The sequence below is a fragment of the Neobacillus sp. MER 74 genome, assembly GCF_023714155.1.
Genome location: NZ_JAMAUV010000003.1, coordinates 40,694 through 59,423 on the forward strand (window position 1 = coordinate 40,694; position 18,730 = coordinate 59,423).

An 18,730-nucleotide genomic window follows, 5' to 3' on the forward strand; every position below is an offset into this window, starting at 1 on the left:
TCTAATTTTTTGATTATGTTAGAGTGGAACCATTAATTCTAACTGAGGTGATTGTTTTGAGATTATATATTATAGGCGCGGGTGTCATCGGTCGTACACATGCAGAAACGGCAAAGAAACTTTCCGAACCGGTTAAATTGAGAGTGGCTGATACAAATCCTATCGCGCTGGCTGCTTTCTGTGATCAGTTCCCTGATGCAATTGGTTTTACAAACATGGAAGAAATGCTTAACTCTGAAGCGGCCGAAAATGATGATATCGTAATCATCTGCACCCCTCCATTGGCGCATTTAGATCCAGCAAAGTTGGCACTCAAGTCTGGCCGCCATGTCCTTTGTGAAAAACCTCTTGCTATGAATCTATCACAAGCCGAAGAGATGGTTCAGCTTGCAGAAAAGCATGATCGGTTACTAGGCTGCTGCAGCGTACGCTTTAAGGGAATGCCTCACATGGAAGCAGTCAAAAATATCATTCGCTCCGGCTGTCTCGGAGATATTTATCATGTTACATTTGTAAACAAATGGGAACGAAGCCGTTCCGGAATTGAATACCAGCCTGTAAGCCGCTGGTTTCTTGATTCAACCCAAAGCGGCGGAGGTGTTCTAATGGATTGGGGACCTTATGACTTTGCCACCTTGAATGACATACTCCATCCGGACGTTATTGAGGTAAACTCCGCTTGGACGGCCAAACCCATAACAGAAATTGACCCCTCTGATACACCATTTGATGTGGAAACACATGTTGGAGCATCTATGACATACATCTCCGATAATCATCCTGTCCATGTTCATTATGAACGAGCCTCATGTGCCCATGGTGAGGAATACGTACGGGCGGAAATCGAAGGGACATTAGGCTCAGTTCGCTGGACGCCATTCGATTCACGACAGCCTGTCTTCAGACGATACGATAAGCAGGGAAAAATTGTTGAAGAACAAGTTGAAACCGGACCACGAAGTGAGTTCACTATTTTTGAAAACCCTCTTCTTCACTTTTATCGAAAAGTGAGAGGACTTGACTCACACGCAAACGTCAATCAGCAGGTTCTGAATAATTTCCACTGTATTACCTCCCTATATAATGCCGCGAGAATGAGTGAAAAACAAACGATTAGTTTAATTCAGAAGGGGGTAATTATTTGAACATTCGAGGATTTTCATCAAATATGTATGGCTGGGCTGAGCGTTGGAAAAGAGATGGAAAGACACCTGAATGGGATGAACTTTTCCGTGCTTGTGCTGAAGCAGGACTAGATGCTGTTGAAATTGATGCTGATACAGAAAAACTTAAATTAGCACGTTCCTATGGTTTGGCAGTCTCAGCCTCCTATATTGGCCTCCCATTACATGTACCATTTAACACTCTTGATGTGGAGCGGTCTGTTTTGCCAATCGCCGAACGTTTAGCAGCAGCTGAAGGTTCTGATTTGTTACTAAATGCTGACCCTATCAATTGGAAAAATGTTATTGCCAAGTCGGAGGACCATTTTAAACAGCAAGGTGAAAACTTATCCCGTATTTCTGAACTTGTTTCCCCGTTGGGGCTAAGGGTTTGCTTGCATAATCATGCTGCTGACAATCACAATGCATCAGGTGACCTGCGATCGGTCGTCCAATATGCAGATATGAGTGTAGGACTTTGCGTTGATACTGGCTGGGCTTTTGTTTCTGGATGCAATCCGATTGAGTGGGTCAACACCTATCCAGAAAGGATTTATGCTTTTCATTTACGTAATCAACATGGGAACCTGCCATCCGAAGACTTGCTTGAAGGAGATATTGACTTCTCTTCGCTTATGACTTCTGCAGATTCCATTCACTATAACGGTTGGCTGGCACTCGAACTATGGCATCCCGACAGTATTCAGCCGCGCCGGACGATGGGTGAGGATGTTCAACGTTCGATAGACTATTTACGTGGTTTTATTTCCTAAATAATAGGCATGAATCCAGCTAAGTGGATTCATGCCTGTTCATCGTGAAAGTTTCTCTAATTTCGTCTATAGACCATTTTTCCATTTACAACAGTCCACAACACTTCGAATTGGTCATTCATAAGGACTAAGTCCGCATCTGCCCCTGGTTCAATCCTGCCTTTATTGGACAATCCCAAAATATCTGCAGGTGTCTTTGTTGCCATTGTAACAGCATCTTTTAAAGGGATTCCCGATCGAACTGCTTTCTCTACTGCTTGATTCATTGTGACAGTACTGGATGCAAGTGTACCGTCACTTAATGTAGCGACTCCGTGACTCACCTTCACCTCATGCCCTCCGAATAAGTAGGTTCCATCCCCCATCCCCATAGCCTGAAGAGCATCTGTAATGAGCACCATATGATCTGGGCCTTTTTCCCGATACATTAACCTTACAATGGCTGGGTGGAGGTGCACATCATCAACAATAGCTTGTACACTAACAGCACTATCCTCAAAAGCAGCGATGACCGCCCCTGGGTCACGATGATGAATAGGCCGCATTCCATTAAAGCAATGAGTTACATGGCTGGCACCAATTTGAAATGCAGCTTTTGCTTCTTCATAGGTTGCGTCAGAATGAGCAATCGACGCAATGATTCCTTGCTTCTTTAAAAAACGGATCATTTCAAGACCGCCCGGCAGTTCCGGAGCTAGGGTCACCATTCGCAGCAATGAACCAGATGCCTCTAAAATGATTTTCATTTCATCCAATTCAGGATGCCTTAAATATAGCTCATTTTGCATTCCTTTACGCTTCACATTTAAATAGGGTCCTTCTATATGGAGGCCAACGATCCCGGCGCCGGGTTCTCTCCCGGCCGCCTCTTTTACATTTCTTATCATTTTAAGCAGGTCATGTAATGAAGACGATACGGATGTTGCTAAGAAAGACGTACAGCCTGTTCGAGCGCAGGCTCTGGAAACGGCTTCCACACTACCGATGTTGCCGTCCATCATATCAAAACCATCCGCCCCATGTATATGTACATCAATCATGCCAGGGATCAGCAATTGCTCATTTCCATCAATGACAGAATCAGCCTTACGAACTAAGGATTCTTCATCATTATGGATCGATTCAATTTTACCATTACGAATAAGCAGGGATTTACGATTAAGTTCAGGTTCGTTTACGCAACGAACATTACGGATTAATATAGTACTCATAATTTCATAACCCCTTATACATAGTTTAAGCCTTCAGGGAATGGAAGCGGTATGGGAAAAATATCGTTTAAATAAGCGTCAAGATTTGGATCGCCTTGAAGGATTAATTTTTCTAACGAAACATTATCTAAGACTACTGACTTCTGGTTAAATATTAGTTCTTTGCTTCTCATATCATGATTTATTATTTTGATTTTTCCATGAAGGAAAGGTTGTATTTGTTTTAATAACAAATCTAGGTCCATAATTTTACTAGTGCCTGGAAATGGTGCTGCAGTTTTCTCAATCGTGTCTAGGAGTCTATTAAGCTCTTTTTCGTATGCAGGAATGGAAAATTTCAATGAACTTATTCCTTTCTCGAAGGCTTGAGCTAAAATAGCTTTAACCGCTTCCGGCTCCCCTCCCCATTCAATCACCCGTGCTGGCTGCTTTCCAGATTTTGATGATGAATTTGGAACACCAAAAACGATAAAACCCTTTAATTCATTTTCAGATTCAGCAGCCAAAATCTTGTGTTCCATCTTAAGGATACTGGCAAAGCCAGCCGCCTTATTCAGGATAGAAAAATCATTTATACTTTGTTCAAAATAAACAGGTCGAGATTGACCTAATTTCCGTAAATAAAACCAATCAAATGGGGATAATTCTCTTATCAAGAAGTCACCCCTTACTTGTAAATCTCCCTTATTTATTTCATATTTATTTAATTTACCGTAAAAGGAACAGCCAGCTTTTATATATATTGGTAAACTGCCTGATACAAATAAAATGGAAGCGTCCGCCCTCTGAACATGTGTAAACACCTTATCTAAAAGCATGCTGGCAAAGCCTTTTTTACGATAGCCTGGATGGGTACAAACGGCACCTATTGAATAGGCTTGAATCTCAGCAGCATCTAGATGAATCACTGAAGGCACTAGCCCAATAAAGGAGACTAGTTCATTATTAATGAATACTCCATATGATTGATTTAGTTCAGGTGAAAATACTAGGGGGAAGGCCTCCCCCATTGAGATATGATCCTCATCCCGGAAGACTCTATCCGCTAATTGAATCGCTTGTGCGTACTCGAATTCCGATTTTAGTAATCTTAATTCTACCATCGTTGTCTCCATTTCTATTTTGACTTTCATTTTAAAGTTAGAACCAGATTTTAAATGTCTTAATTTCATATGGAGAGACAGAGAAAGAAAGGGTCTGATTCTGATATTCTGCTTCCTTTTCTTCTTCTTCAATTAAGTTGCATTCCACAGCTTTTTTAATTGTTTTTGCAAAGGAGACATTTGTTTGATTCCTATATTGCTTATATTCATAGAAACGTACAATGATTGCTTCATCATCCTCCGCTTTTTTGACGGTTTCCAGGAGAACATGGTCATTGTCAATTTCTACAAATTGATGTGTTGCTGGTAAGCTCCCAGTCTGATTCGCTTTAAGTTCACCTGCTAATAACGGAACATTTAGGTTATACGCTTCTTTCACAATATTTCCTTCGCGCCAATCCCCTGTATGCGGTACTAAGCTATATGTAAATTCATGAATGCCACGGTCCGCTGTCTCATCAGGGCTGATCGCAGATTTGATTAATGTTAACCGTAAAACATTTTCTTTAACATCGTGACCATATTTACAGTCATTTAATAAACTCACCCCGAAATTCCCTTCGGAAAGGTCCACCCATTTATGTCCGACCACTTCAAACCGGGCATGGTCCCAGCTGGTGTTCCAATGAGTAGGGCGTTCTATATTCCCAAACTGAATATCATAGGTTGCTTTGGTTGAACGAATATTAACTGGGAACGCTGCTTTTAATAAGGTCTGTTTTTCCTGCCAATCCACCACCGTGCGGAAATCAATTCTAGGAGAATTTTTATAAACACTTATATATTGTGTAATAGTAGAATCATAGAATTTCCAAATGAATTTTAAGCTTCCGCGAACAGGACCTTCTTCATGAACCTCAACTGCCGCTAAATTATCAACCTCGCGCATTTTTTCTTGGTAATAAAGATCAATATCCCAAGCATCAAAATTCATCGGTTTATCTTCAAATGTTTGTAGGATGTTCCCCCTTGCACCTTCAGCAAGAACTTCTCTGGCTGCGCGTTTATCAAATAAGGAAATAATCTGGCCTTTCTCATTAAAACGAATCTGATAAAAATCATTTTCAATATAATCCTTCTTCACCACAATTCCAGACTGTAAAATGGAACCCTTGCTTAATTTAAAGGTTTTATATCCTAGTGCTGGTACGTTATTCGCATGAATTAACACCTTTTGTGTATTCGCCTCTTGGATTACTTGTGCTGGGAGTGCATTTCCTGCTTCATCAACGATGGTGGTTTCTTCTGTAAAGAATCGTGACACTGGCAATTCAATGAACCCATCACGTTGATAAGAAAGAGAATTGTAAACCACTATGCCGCCCTGTTCTATTTGAATGTTTTGTTCAATCGAACTTTTGGCTTCATTAAGAACCTTTTCCCCAATATTTTGGACAATAGCATAATCCTTCCGCGCATCCTCATTCACTTGACGAATGGATGAACCTGGCAATATGTCATGGAATTGATTAAGAAGCAACATCTCCCAGCCTTCATTTAATGCTGTATGTGGATAATTTGACTGATGAGTTAATTGATCAGCAAGGACACTTAACCATTCCGCATTGTGATAGGTAAACTCCGCTTTTCGGTTAGCCCGTTTTAATGACGCTTGCGATGTATAGGTCCCCCGGTGATACTCTAGATATAATTCCCCATCCCAAACTGGTATTGTTTGATCCTTCACACGGTCTCTTAACCTTTTAAAATAGGGTTCAGCTGTATCCATTTGAACTCTTGGAAGACCCGGCAGATTTTTCATAGCCTCGGCTGCTTCGATCATTTCTTTTGTTGGTCCGCCGCCGCCATCCCCCCAGCCAAAGGCAAGTAATAGCTCATCGTTTACTTCCTTTTGCTGGTAGGCATCCCAAATCCCTTTCACGCTGGCCGGTTCGACCATGCCATTATACGTATACTGCTTTGCCCCCTCTTCAGGTGTGGTAATAAAGTGAGTAAACATTTCTGTTCCATCGATGCCGCGCCAATTAAACGTATCAAATGGGAATCGATTATATTGACTCCAGCTAATTTTTGTCGTCATGAAGCTGTCAATTCCACTCTTTTTCATGATTTGCGGTAATGCCCATGAGTATCCAAACACATCTGGAAGCCAAACGACCCTTGTATCAACCCCAAACTCTTCTTTCATAAACCGTTTTCCAAACTGAATTTGACGGATTAAGGACTCTCCATTTGGTACATTTGTGTCGGGCTCGATCCACATACCACCTGTTATTTCCCATTCACCGGCGGCTATTTTCTCTTTGACTTTCGCAAAAATTTCAGGGTAGTCTTCTTTCAAATATTTGTATAATTGCGGAGAAGTATGGATGTATCTGTAATTAGGATATTGGCGCATTAAATGTAATACCGTTGAAAATGTCCGCGAAGCTTTTTCACGCGAATGAACTAAACGCCATAACCATGCCATGTCAATATGTGAATGGCCAAGTGCTGTGACTAATGGCTTTAATTCATTCAATTCCCCTAATTGATCGACCTTTGATTTTAGAAATTCATATGCTTCCTTAATCGATTGATAGAAGAAATCGGTGCCAGGCTTTAAGAAATCAACCTTTAACATCGATTCATTTAATAATTGAAGCATTTTTGTTCTTCTTAAGTCATGCTCATCCAAAACCTTTACCGTATTTACGAGAGTATGCGCTAAATAATAGTATTTTTCTGTCGCTCCATCGACACAGGCGAGCTTTGCTGTTTTAAATCTTCGGCGGTCAGGTGGATTTAACACCCCGCTCCATGCTTTTATAGCAATTTGAATTTGATTGTTTTGCAGAAGCTCTGGCGGCAGCCATGCTTCTTCGTGCCATACATCAATTCCTTGTAATGGAATACCATTCACATATAATAAAGACTCAGCTGTTGACCCGCCGCCGTCACGAGGGCCGACTAATAAGTGGATGACTATTCGTTCATTTTTCCATTCTTCAGGTATAGAGACGGTAGTGCGAAACCAAGCAGATTTATCATAGCCGCCCCAGGAATCTCCAATTTGAAAATTCCCCCAGTTTTTGTCATCAAAATCTGTTTTGTAGGCATATTTATCCTCTTCACCAAAGTCCCACTCTTTGTATTGAAAAGCCGGAATTGCTTTTGTTTCTTTGTAAATATAACCCTTCAATTCTCCTAAATATTTCTCAATTTTTTCAACTGTAAAATACAAACAAAACACTCCTGTCATCCTTATTCAGCAAAGGTCAGCTTCCTACCCTCATTTATATTACGAATGATATTGAGATCAACTTTAGCCTGTCGGTCATAGGTTAATAGTCCATTAATTTCTTGCTCGATGTCTGTGAATTGGGTATAACAAAAACCTTGGATTAGTGGAGACTCCAACAAAGCCGAGACCACATGATAGTATCGTTTAATAAAATCATCAGCATTTGATGCTGCGGTATAACCCCACCCCTGCCAGTCGCTTTTCTGATAGGCGATTCCGCCAAACTCCGTTATCATAATAGGCTCATTATGATATTGAAAGCCGTTTACATATAAAGAACGATCCGCTGGAGTATACTTTAAGACATTCTCCAATGCTGAATAACGTTCTGTTAAAACTTCCTTTTCCCCTTCATAGTCATGAATGGTCAGGATATCTGAAATGGTATGCTCCCAGCCATCATTTGAAATCACTAAACGGGAGGAATCGATCGATTTTGTTAAGGAATACATGCTGACTAAATGATGGGCTTGGCGCGGATCCCTTTTTAGTCGCGGTACTCCCCAGCTCTCATTTAACGGCACCCAGGCAACGATAGACGGATGGTTATAATCCCGTTCAATAGCTTCTTGCCATTCCGAGGCCATACGTTTTACTGACCTGTCTGTAAAGGTATGACTATTGGCCATTTCCCCCCACACCAGCAGTCCTAATTGATCTGCCCAGTATAAGTACCGCGGTTCCTCAACCTTTTGATGCTTTCTGACCCCATTAAAGCCCATTTCCTTCGTTAATACGATGTCTCTTTTTATATCTTCATCTGTTGGGGCTGTTAGCAGGCCTTCAGGATAATACCCTTGATCAAGGACAAGTTTCATATAATATGGCTTATTATTGAGCTCAATTTTTCCATCCTGTATAGATATTTTTCTCATCCCAATGTAGCTTTGCACTTTATCTAAAAGTACATCATCTTCTTTGAGACGGAATTCTACATGATAAAGATGTGGAGTTTCTGGACTCCATAACTTACCTTCGCCGTTTGCAAAATCCACAAGAGAAACTATGTGCTTGTTTTTCCGTTGAACCAAATGAACTTGGACCTTATCATTGACAACAATTTGGCCATGGGATGTAATTTCGATTTCAAGTTCTTGTTTGCTCTTCCTATTTTGGACAATATATTCTATCGAAACTTCACCTGTATCAATATTCGGAGTAAGTTTCACACGGTCAAGGTAGGATGGACTTACCGGCTCAAGCCAAACTGTCTGCCAAATACCTGTTGTTCTTGTGTAAAAGATTCCGCCAGAATCGACTTCCCAATATTGTTTCCCCCGCGGCTGTTCCAAATCAGTGGAACTATCCTCTGCCCTTACAACTACTCTATTTTCTCCGCTAATTAGAGCGTCAGTAATATCGGCATAAAACGATGTATGCCCGCCTTCATGGGCACAAACAAATCTTCCATTAATCCAGACTGTTGCCCGGTAATCAACCGCTCCAAAATGAAGATGGATCTTTTTTTCCTGCCATTCTTCAGGAATGGTAAAGCACCGTTCATACCAAACAACATCATGGAATTCTTTCGTTTCAATACCGCTTAATTTTGATTGAAATGCATATGGAACGATAATTTTATTAGAAAAATGGTGATTTAAATACCATTCTTCTCTTAAACCACGATTATGATCATCAAAATCAAAGTTCCATGGTCCGTTAAGATTGAGCCATTCATTTCTTGTGAAATCTGGTCTTGGATATTCCGAGCGGGGAGTTAGTGATGTCATTTTATCGCAGCCTCCGCCAGTAAATGTTTAAGAGTGTCTACATTTATCGCAAGACTTTCATAAGGATCACCTTCAAATTCTTCCTGCTCAACTGTGAACCACTCCACACCATATTCATTCGCTGCTTTAATAATAGAGGCATAATCAAAGATACCCCTGCCAACTTCTGTGCCGGCCTTCTTACCGTTTACAATTTTCATGTCTTTGATATGGAGTGACACGACTCTATCTCTATACTTTCGAATAATTTCTATCGGGTCATATTCTGCGAAACTAGCCCAATAGCAATCTAGTTCCATTTTTACCAAATCAGGCTCTGTGTTACCAAATAGCAATTCAAGACCCGTTCTATCTCCAAATTTCTCAAATTCAAAGTCATGGTTATGATAACCAAAAATGAAGCCCGCTTTTTTGCATGCTTCCCCAATTTTGTTTAATGATTCTGCTGTTCTCTTATAATCATCAGCGGTCTCGCGCATTTCCTTTGGAATAGCCGGGCAAATAATTAAGTTATTTCCAATGGTTTGATGATAGTCAAAAATATTTTCTAATCCTGGTTGTAATAGTTGGTGAATCCCTACATGTGCACCGGCAGACGCCATTTCATGTTCATCTAATAGCTGTTTAACTTTTTTGGCTGGAGTATTATAAAAGCCTGCAAATTGAATACCTTCATATCCAAGATCAGCTACTTTTTGGAACGTTCCCAAAAAGTCTTTTTCTGCATCTTTCCAAACAGAAAATAACTGTAAGCCTATTTTACTCATTTAACAAACAACCCCTTTTTTTAAAGCAGCGGTTAAATTTCTTTAACCGCTGTTCTTTGATTGGACTATTTATACAGTTACATCTTCACTTAATTTAATTGCTTCGCCCTTTTCTGCTGACTCATACAGTCCATTAATGATTTTCTGAAGGTAGACACCTTGTATACCTGTACTTATCGTTTTTGTTCCTTCTAAACACGAATCTACAAATCTCTCAAGTTCAAGTTCGTGCCAGTCTCTCTTAGGCAAATGAGAAGGGGTAATATCTATTAAAGTATCATGCTTTTCTTGATAGATTTTCAGTGGAAACACATCTGCTCCCCCTTTATCCCCCATTAAGGAAACATTCATCACATCATGCTTTTCCACATTCGCAGCAAAAGCAGTCTCTAATAAAATTGACGCCCCATTTTTAAACGTGATCATGCCACGTGCCATGTCTTCCACTGAGAAGTTTTCCCAATCCCATGTTCCCATGAGACCTACTCCTTTTTTGTTGCCAAGCTTCTGATACGTCACACCAAAAACAGTTTCCGGCTCAGGATAACCCATCAAATATAAAGCGGTATCCAACATGTGAACCCCGATATCAATTAAAGGTCCCCCGCCCTGAAGTTCTTTATTTGTAAACACACCCCAGCCTGGAATTCCCCGGCGTCTCATAGCCGTCACACGTGCAGCATATATTTCCCCTAGTTCTCCCCCATCAATAAAGCGCTTTAACACTTCTACATGTGGAGCATGGCGGAAATGGAACCCATAAGTTAAGATTTTTCCAGCCTTTTCAGCGGCGATGGCCATTTCCTCAGCTTCTTTTGCTGTCATAGCCGGCGGCTTCTCGCATAAAACGTGACAACCTTCAGATAATGCAGCCATTGTTGCAGGATAATGGTATTTATTTGGTGTACAAATACTTACCGCATCTATTTGAACGCTTTGAAACATTTCTTCATAGCTTGAAAAAACATGTGGAATATTAAATTCTAATGCCGCCTTGTCAGCCATTTCTTTCACAACATCACAAATTGCAACAATCTCTACCTTTTCCCCGCATTTTAAATAGTTTGGAATATGGGCACCCGTTGCAATACCACCAGCACCAATAATGCCCACTCTTAATTTTTTCATTGGATTTCCCCCTAATTTATTCCTATTTTTTCACAGTCAATATTTCATCTTTTTCTACTCTTCGACCTTGTGTTTGTGATAGGATTGCGGCTTGATTGATCAATGTTAATCCCTGCACATCCTTCTCTGTAATGGATGGAATTTTTCCTTCAATAATGGAGCTTATCCATTGTTCCATTGGCAAAGGCAGTGCGGTTGGCAAAGTATCAGGTGTATGCCACCCCTCACCCAGTTGTTTAGATTTTAAGCGGATTTTATCATCTTCTATTAATAATGCTCCTTCTGTTCCATACAATTCTAGCTGGAAAGGGCTTCCACTAGAAAGAAACCCTGTTTCAATTGTTCCTAACGCTCCGTTTTCATACTCGATAATCGCCACTGAATTAACATCAACTTCATTTTCCGATTGTGGCTGTAAGCGAGCTATCACAGCTTTTACTGGTCCTGCCAGGCGGTTCGTTAAATAAATCGGATGGGCACCAAGGTCAATAAATGCACCTCCACCGCACTCCTCTTTATTAAAAAAGTGCTTAGGCAGCCAGCCGTTTGGATTCCCCTCTAAAGGAACCGCACCATTATGTGCAAGCCGGCATCGAATAGACGTTAGTTTCCCTAATAGCCCTTCATTTAGAACTTGTTCTGCATATAAATAATAATTCTCAGTTAGCCGAGGCAGCGAAACCATCATCTTTACCTGATTCTGATTCACTGCTTCATAGATTTCATTACATTCCTCTACTGTAAAAGCGAGTATTTTTTCAGTAAAAATGTGCTTTTTATATTCAGCTGCCAGAATAATAATCTCTTTATGGAGGTTTGTCGGTGTATCTACAATAACGGCATCAATTTCTGGGTCAGCCAAAACTTCCTTTAAGTCTGGTTCAAAAGGTACAGTAAGTTGTTTCGCCCATTCTTGACCACGTTCCACATTTTCATCCCAAACGACCTTAATTTGAATGTGTTCATTTTGATTGGCTTGACGTGCGTAATCGTCTGCATGGACATGCCATTTACTTAACAAAGCAACATTAACCATGGGATCTCCTCACTTTTAAGCTTTATATTTCATTTATCACTTCTGATACCGGTACAACAATCACTTCAACGCCCTTTTTTTCAATTTCCTTAAGGATATCTTTATCGGCGAGTTCACTAGTAATAAATATATCTATTTCATTAAAATTACAAAAAGAGGTTAACCCTGCCCTTTGAAGTTTACTATGGTCAGCTACTACTACAATTTTTTGTCCTGAGGAAACCATTGCCCGTTTAATTTCTGCTTCATACAAATCAGAACTTGTAAAACCCTGGCGCAGTGAAATCCCTGATGTTCCTAAGAATACATAATCGGCATTGTAATTTTGTAATTCAATTTCTGCCTGTGGACCAACCAGACTCATTGAATTTCGTCTTAGTTTCCCGCCTAATAAGTAAATCGAGGCAGTTTCATCTTTGCTGCATTCTTCTGCTACATCCATGGCATTAGTAATAATCGTTAAATGACTATTTTCCGGTAAGTTTTTTCCCACATACCAGTTGGTTGACCCTGCATCAAAAATAACAATTTGCCCTTCCTTTATTAATTGAGCAGCTGCTTTCCCAATCGAATCTTTTTCATGTGAATATTGTAGTTTTCGTTTATTAACTGGAGGAATCAGGGAATGATTCTGATACTGTTCTTCTTCAATCAGGATGGCTCCCCCATAGTTTTTCTCTGCAATTCCTTCTTTTCCCAGCTGGGTGAGGTCCCGTCTAATCGTTTCCTCGGATACATGCAATAATTCGACTAGATCAGAAACTTTTACACTTTTATTCTTTATCAATAGTTCTTTAATAACCTTCCTGCGCTCTGCCACAATCATTTTGAAATACCCCTTCTTGCTCAAATAATTACTCTTTTTCTTAATCTTCCCATTCCAGTAAATTGTTTTCAACTATTGGTTTGGATGGATCTTTAGGAATACGGAATGTCTTTATTTCTGATGGCTTAAACTCCGAAGTGATTGTCCGGCCCCACTTAGGAAGACTTATGACGGCAACTGTAGCTTCATTGGAGGTTTCATAAACCCGCAGAATGAGGTCTTCATTATCCTCCGCTTGCTTGATCACACTGACAATGACATTTTCCACATCTACAGACAAAAAGGAATCTTTTTGTGGCAGTGATCCTTTATGATAGCTCTCAATAATCGAAATAGGTTTTTGGTTTAACTCAGCCGCTCGTTTTACCGTACCCGCTGTTTCCCAATTCCCTGTATGAGGCAAAAGTGAGTAGGTAAATCTTTGAATTCCCTGATCAATAAATGAATAGGATTGGTTTTCCTCCGGAACGATTGGGTCATGGTGTGCATAGATAGGGCTGCGCAGAACGGTCACACTCATTTCCTTGTTATGTATATCAAAGCTGTATTTCCCGTCATTTAATAGGCTTAAGCCGTAACTTTCCCCTGTTGAAGGATGGGTTCCAGAGATATCAATCCAATTTTGACCCGGTTCTTCTTCCCCATTCCCCTCTCTTACAATATGTCCATACGGAATTTCATAGGTTGATTTTCTAAAAATCAGATTGACTGGAAACTTCAGTTTTAGTGCTTTAAATTGTTCCTGCCAGTTTATTGTGCAATGAACATCAATCTGGCCAAGCTCCTGGTACATTGTAAAGTCTTGGGCCAAAATAGATTTCCCATATTCACTGACCACGCGAATCACAGATTTTACAGGCCCCTGTTCCACTAGTTTTACACTTGTTGCTTTAAATGCACCTGCTTCTTCATTAAATCGAAGGACATTGTGGGACCAGGTGTCACTCTTATCGTGGATGACGACTGGTCTTGCTGCTGGTCCGCTTAGTAGCTCAAGGTTCTTTTGTTTATCAAATAAACTCGTTACAAAGCCGGTATGTGAATCGATTTCAACCCTGAAATGAGCATTTTCTAAGAATGCTTCACTTGCTGGGAGCGATGGGAATTCTTTACCTTCATGACGGCTGACAATTTTATAAACCCTGTATCCCATTGAAGGAAGGTCGGCATTGAAACTAACCCGTGAACGTCCTCCGGCTGTAGCCTGGGATTGAACCGTCTGCATCGCAATTTGATTACCCTCTTCATCTACTAAAATATCGCTTGACTTTAATCCGCCTACTTCCTGTTCAACATTCACCTTGCTGTTCCATGAATGAGGATTAAAGATCACAAGAGGCTTCATTCCTTTTTCTTCTTCTATATTAATTCTCCACGATAACGATTGAATCGCATAGTTTACTCCTCTTTTGGCGATTGACATCGCTTCCCCATGCATATCTCGTGCATCATCATATGCAGCCTCTAAACTAGTTCCTGCTAATATGTCATGGAATTGATTGAACAATACATTTTTCCACGCCAGTCCGTATTCAGAAGATGGATAATTTTGACCTGTGAGCCAGTTCGCCAGAGACGAAAATTTTTCTGCTTTGATCAGTGCATTTTCTGCTTCTCGGTTCCATTTTTTTATTCCAGAATGAACGGAATAGCATCCACTCGCATGGTGCTGAAGGTCATCATGAACTACCGGGAACGGAAGATTCTTATTCATGAGCTCATCAAAAAATTTATTAGGTGTGCTGAATACAAGATTCGGGTATGATGGGTCTTCATTTAATTGTTTAATGCTTTCGATATTTTCTTTTGTCGGCCCGCCGCCATGGTTGCCTACACCGTAAAAGGTCATTAAATCATTAAATGGTGCTTTTAATTCATCTGCATTTCGGCGTATATGTTTCTTGAGTTCCTTGCCCCATGTGCAATATTCAAATGGAATACGGTAGGATAAAACACGTGATCCATCATCTGATTCCCACCAGAATAACCTTCCAGGCAGTCCTTTTTCCTGCGGACTTGGACGCATGAAAATATAATAATCCATGCCGCTCTTCTTTAAAATTTGCGGAAGCATTCCATGATGTCCAAAGCTGTCCACATTATAGCCAACTTTTGCCGTCACCCCGAATTTTTCTTCGAAATAATGCTGCCCATACAATCCCTGGCGGACAAAGGATTCTCCGCTTGGTATATTGCAATCAGGCTGAACCCACCAGCCTCCAACAATTTCCCAGCGTCCTTCTTTAATGCGCTGTTTGATTTCTTCAAACATTTGCGGTTCGTTGTTTTCAATCCATTCATAGTTTGCAGCGGAACTATTTGTAAACACAAATTCCGGGTACTCCTTCATTCTGTCAAGGGCCGAACGGAATGTTGCTTTTGTCTCCTGAAACCCTTCCTGCCATTGCCAAAGCCAAACTGGATCCAGATGAGCATTTCCAATCATATGTAAAGTCTTCACTTTTGTTTTTGGCAGTTGTTTTTCTTTTTCAGCAATCGTTTTTTCTGTCATTAATGGTCTCCTCCTTCAGCAGGCAGATTATTAATTGTAACCAGTGCTTCAGCATGCTGCCCAAAATGATGTTCCCCTATGGTTAGATCAACGGCTATTCGTTCTCTATAGCCTTGGGTTTCTATTGGAACTGTCATGGATGCCGTAAATTGTATGGTTTCCATGCTTGTTAATTTCGCTTTGAAATCACTATTATCGACCTGCCAGTTGGTTGGTGTGATCATCTTTGCTAATACCTCTTTTTCTTCATAAAACGGATTCTTTATTTCGACCGTTACCGAAAAAGTATCACCTGTCTGAACCACCGTCTGGTATGGATGAATAATGGCTCCAAATCCATCTGCCCCTAAATTCAGTTCATCTAATGGCAAAAGGTCACGATGAAGTTGTTCAAGCACCTTCCCTTTTTCTTCAATTAGTTGAAGAAATTCCTCAGTAACCACTATTGGCTCCCAATGCCCTGAAATGAGAAGATCTGGTTGTAATTCTCTATAAAGCTTGGCACTATCTATGTAATCCCAAATTCTAAATTGGTTTTGATACACATAATTGAATTGTCCATCCTCCCCTTGATATTGGTCTCCGATTGCAAGAACTCGTTTTCCATCAATGATAAATTCAATAACAGCTGCATATAAAGTATGACCTGGCTGCTCATAAAGTGTGAATTCGTACTCTTCCCACTTAATTTTTTGTTTTAACGGCAGCTGTCGATTCACTGGGATTGGATCATACCACAAACATGGTAAGTTAAACTTTTCAGGATTTTCGAGGACATGGGAAAAGTTTTCAGGGCACCAAATTTCCGTTCCCTCGATATCCCTCAATAGGTTAAGACCTGCCACATGGTCATCATGGTAATGAGTCGGGATGACTACATCAATCTTTTCCACCCCATATTGTTCTTTTAACTTCGAAAGAGTGTATAACCAAGGCCTCCTTGAAGCTCTGTCACTTCCAGCTGCAATCCCTCCTATAAAATCGTAGCCAAAATCAATAAACAGGGCTTTGCCGCTTTTTGATAGGATGACGTATGCATTGGACATGCTTGTTTTGTTAAATAACAAATGCGGTGTAATTTCTTCATAGGGGTTTTCCCTCAATTTGAGTAACCTTGGGTTATGATTTCTTTGATTCATTAATTTCACAAGTCGCCCAATAAGGAGGTCAATTGCATCTGAAGGGTGCTCCATTAATTGCCCATGTGATGGCAAAAGCAGGTCGGGGGTTCGGTCTTTTATATCCAAAAGGGAAAGAACACTTAATGCAATCCCCTCTCCACCGTTATACGTCCATTGGGTAGCAGACAAGGACCAAACTTTGCCAGGTCCATAAATTAAATCACCAGTAAATGCGGTTCTCTTCCCCTCTATTTCTGCTATGACAGTAATCGAACCAACGGTATGTCCTGGAGTAGGAATAATCGTAAAAGCTATCCCGTTAATCACATGTGAGGAATAATCTTTTAACGAGCCATAAACAGGCACTGATTGCAGAAGGGAAAAGCGATCCTGCCGCATATTGTAGTTATTTGTGATCGCTCGAGCCTTCCAATGTTCATCGATATGATGAAATAGGTCTTGTTCTGTATGAGGCACCCAAATGCGTATCCCTTCCTGGACTGCAATATGCAATCCCTGAACTTGGTCCCGGTGATGATGGGTTATAAGAATATCTGACACGTTGTCAACTCCGATTGAACCCAGGTGTTGAAGAACATTTCCATCCCCAAAGTCAATTAAGACCGCTTTTTTTCCGGTCTTGATCACGTAGACATTACATGTATCTTCATATAGGAAAAGATTTGTTGAGATTTTTTTCATCTCTCTATACAACTCCCATTATTGTCTTTAATTAAAGATATTGCTTTTTTTCTTATCTACTTTCGTCTCAACAAACTCAATTAATGGGAGTAGTATGCTTCCTGCATATCTTTTCGGATGATTCCGTATTTCACCGGCCGACTCCTTAAGCCAATTGAGAGGAGCAGTAATATCTTCGTTGTTTTCCAAAGCCCTTAAAACCGTAATGGCCCTTCTCCCTGCCCATGCCATGCTTTCCATCAGTTCAATCCATTGAACCAGATTATTACGCAGGGCATAATTAGACATTCTGTATTTAAGAAGGTATCCGGCTTCATCAAGTGAATCCAAGTAGTCAAACAGCTTTTGGACATCTTTGCTAACGGATGCAGTTTCACCTAAGTGAAGGCTAGAAAGTGCTTTTTGAACTAACTGTTCCAATATTGGTGCTTCCGGATAACCAAGACAAGAGAACAATGAATTCTCAGCGAAAAGTTTGATAGCTTCATAGTTTTCATTACCAGCGATTGTTTTCAATGCCTTTTCCCACGATGACCAGGGTTCATAGCAAGCTGGATTTTTAAAATAATCCGCAAAGGTTAGCAAAGCTATTTTTGAAGCCTCAGCCTGACTCATTGTATTGACGATAAACCCTTTACACACATGCGGAAGTCTGGCGTCACGTCCGGTAATTGGACCGATATGCATCTCATTTGTCATCGCTAAGTCATTTACAGGATAGTTATCCCAAATAATCGGTTTTCTTTGGACTGCTGCTGCAAAGTCAGCAGCAGCTTGTTCGGATATAGTTTCAGAACAAATCTCTGGACCTGTATAAAAGATATCAATCTCTTGGTCTAGTCCTTTTCCAAGTTCATAAATATAGTCACTAAATGGTGCCTTCCCGTGATAATCAGTAGGACAAAGTGATAATTTACATGATTGATCCAGCGATTTTAACCAATATAGCAATCTGTTCGCGATATGTATATGCGCCCCAGCATAACTGTTAAACATAAGCCGCTCTTCTTCATGATGAAATTCAGCAGCAATGTCATCGAGCATAATCATAAAATGCCTGACTCCAATATCATAAAATGCTTTATACTTCGTGGTAATCAAGTGGAAATCTTCTTCGGATGCATAATTGATTGAAACACCAGATCCGAGCGAGTAGCAGAATTCTACTCCATGGTTCATCGAATGTTTCACCGTTTCTGCAAATTGTTCCATAATTAAATCGGGATATGGCTCCCGCCAGCGGGCACGATGCTGGCGGTCATTTTTAGGTCCATAAATGTATAGATTAAAGTCATTCTCTGCAATAAAAGAGATTAAATTATTCCGTTCGGGAGCAGTGTAAAACAAACCATAAAAACCTTCAATGACCCCTCTAACTGGAAAAAAGGATGTGTCTGTCATTTAGTACCTCCTT

General features: G+C 40.4%; 13 protein-coding genes. 2 read left to right on the forward strand and 11 right to left on the reverse strand.

Annotation, left to right across the window (positions count from 1 at the left end):
* Positions 1-56 precede the first annotated feature (56 nt).
* The gene (locus M3610_RS06950) at positions 57-1,145 is read left to right on the forward strand and encodes a Gfo/Idh/MocA family protein (protein WP_251457688.1); all 1,089 of its coding nucleotides are present in this window, start codon (positions 57-59) and stop codon (positions 1,143-1,145) included.
* A complete protein-coding gene (locus M3610_RS06955; RefSeq protein WP_251457689.1) occupies positions 1,142-1,936 on the forward strand; it encodes a sugar phosphate isomerase/epimerase family protein in 795 nt (264 codons plus the stop codon). Before M3610_RS06950 ends, M3610_RS06955 begins: the two co-directional genes overlap by 4 nt.
* A 56-nt stretch (positions 1,937-1,992) precedes the next feature.
* Here M3610_RS06955 and nagA read toward each other — a convergent pair whose 3' ends face one another.
* The 11 genes from nagA to M3610_RS07010 all read right to left on the reverse strand — a co-directional run bounded on the left by nagA (position 1,993) and on the right by M3610_RS07010 (position 18,717).
* A complete protein-coding gene (nagA, locus tag M3610_RS06960; protein WP_251457691.1) occupies positions 1,993-3,147 on the reverse strand; it encodes an N-acetylglucosamine-6-phosphate deacetylase in 1,155 nt (384 codons plus the stop codon).
* A gap of 14 nt (positions 3,148-3,161) precedes the next feature.
* Positions 3,162-4,250, reverse strand: coding sequence for a GNAT family N-acetyltransferase (locus tag M3610_RS06965; RefSeq protein ID WP_251457693.1), 1,089 nt, complete (start codon positions 4,248-4,250; stop codon positions 3,162-3,164).
* Between the two features lie 37 nt (positions 4,251-4,287).
* Complete coding sequence (locus tag M3610_RS06970; protein ID WP_251457696.1) at positions 4,288-7,434, reverse strand: alpha-mannosidase; 3,147 nt, start codon at positions 7,432-7,434, stop codon at positions 4,288-4,290.
* 20 nt (positions 7,435-7,454) lie between these two features.
* Positions 7,455-9,224 carry a glycoside hydrolase family 2 protein gene (locus M3610_RS06975; protein WP_251457700.1) on the reverse strand — a complete coding sequence of 590 codons (1,770 nt, stop codon included), beginning with the start codon at positions 9,222-9,224 and terminating at the stop codon, positions 7,455-7,457.
* A complete protein-coding gene (locus M3610_RS06980) occupies positions 9,221-9,991 on the reverse strand; it encodes a sugar phosphate isomerase/epimerase family protein (RefSeq protein WP_098572877.1) in 771 nt (256 codons plus the stop codon). The genes M3610_RS06975 and M3610_RS06980 overlap by 4 nt, the downstream gene beginning before the upstream one ends.
* A 69-nt stretch (positions 9,992-10,060) precedes the next feature.
* On the reverse strand, positions 10,061-11,119 hold the full coding sequence (locus M3610_RS06985) for a Gfo/Idh/MocA family protein (protein ID WP_251457702.1): 1,059 nt from the start codon (positions 11,117-11,119) through the stop codon (positions 10,061-10,063).
* 22 nt (positions 11,120-11,141) lie between these two features.
* Positions 11,142-12,155: a Gfo/Idh/MocA family protein gene (locus M3610_RS06990; RefSeq protein ID WP_251457704.1), complete on the reverse strand. Its 1,014-nt coding sequence runs from the start codon at positions 12,153-12,155 to the stop codon at positions 11,142-11,144.
* 22 nt (positions 12,156-12,177) lie between these two features.
* Positions 12,178-12,981, reverse strand: coding sequence for a DeoR/GlpR family DNA-binding transcription regulator (locus M3610_RS06995; RefSeq protein WP_098572874.1), 804 nt, complete (start codon positions 12,979-12,981; stop codon positions 12,178-12,180).
* 40 nt (positions 12,982-13,021) lie between these two features.
* Entirely contained in the window at positions 13,022-15,493 is a 2,472-nt protein-coding gene (locus M3610_RS07000; RefSeq protein ID WP_251457706.1) for an alpha-mannosidase, read from the reverse strand.
* Positions 15,493-17,316 carry an MBL fold metallo-hydrolase gene (locus tag M3610_RS07005; protein WP_251457707.1) on the reverse strand — a complete coding sequence of 608 codons (1,824 nt, stop codon included), beginning with the start codon at positions 17,314-17,316 and terminating at the stop codon, positions 15,493-15,495. Before M3610_RS07005 ends, M3610_RS07000 begins: the two co-directional genes overlap by 1 nt.
* Before the next feature lie 27 nt (positions 17,317-17,343).
* Positions 17,344-18,717, reverse strand: a complete 1,374-nt coding sequence (locus M3610_RS07010) for a beta-N-acetylglucosaminidase domain-containing protein (RefSeq protein WP_251457708.1) — start codon at positions 18,715-18,717, stop codon at positions 17,344-17,346.
* Positions 18,718-18,730 lie beyond the last annotated feature (13 nt).